General features: G+C 32.0%; 1 protein-coding gene. It reads right to left on the bottom strand.

Annotated features, from left to right (window positions below):
- The coding region (locus NNO02_RS23440) for a hypothetical protein (RefSeq protein ID WP_271455896.1) at positions 1-709 on the bottom strand (709 nt) is incomplete at both ends.

Genomic DNA, 709 nt, shown 5'->3' with positions numbered 1-709 from the left:
TTCTTTTATAAAGTCCACATCGAATTCACCATCTTCCGTTATCCATTGTTTCATTAGGTTTGACATTATATTCATTGCTGTGAAGTAATCTTTTACTACTTCAATTTTATCTTCACTAATACCCTCATGATATGATGCGTAAACATCTAAGTCCTTTTGGTTAATGAATGGTGCCTTGTGTTTTTCTGTTAGCAAAATATACTCGTTTTTAAGGTTTTCTCCAGCACTACAAGCACCAGTCCAACAAAAGAATTCTGGATAGTTTTTTTTATCCTCACAAATCAGAATAAATTTTGACAAAAGAAAACGAATTGGCAATAGTTCATTGATGAAAGAATATGTTTTTTCTTCATCCTGTATATTTCTTATTGACTCATATCGTTGTGCCCAAGATAAAACTTCTTCAATTATTTCTATTGGATGGTTATAACATAACTTATCACACAAAGTGTTAGCTATGTAATAATATTCTGACTTTGAATGATTGCAAACAGTGAACTTAGGATCAATTGCTATTAGTTCCTTTGCTACGTGACATAAATCATAGAAGCGTATTCCGGGAATCGCTTCAAAGAAGAAACTCTCTTCATGTCCAACATCTAATGGAAAAGCAACTCCGGGATTAATGGCTAAATCACATATCACTAAAAATATAGATATTAAATGGGATCCAAATGAAAGTGGATAATCATATCCGATGATACTAATG

Source organism: Citrobacter sp. Awk 2, from assembly GCF_028069815.1.
GTDB lineage: Bacteria > Pseudomonadota > Gammaproteobacteria > Enterobacterales > Enterobacteriaceae > Citrobacter.
The sequence above is the reverse complement of the archived record's forward strand: the minus strand, read 5'-3'. Positions and strand labels throughout refer to the sequence as shown.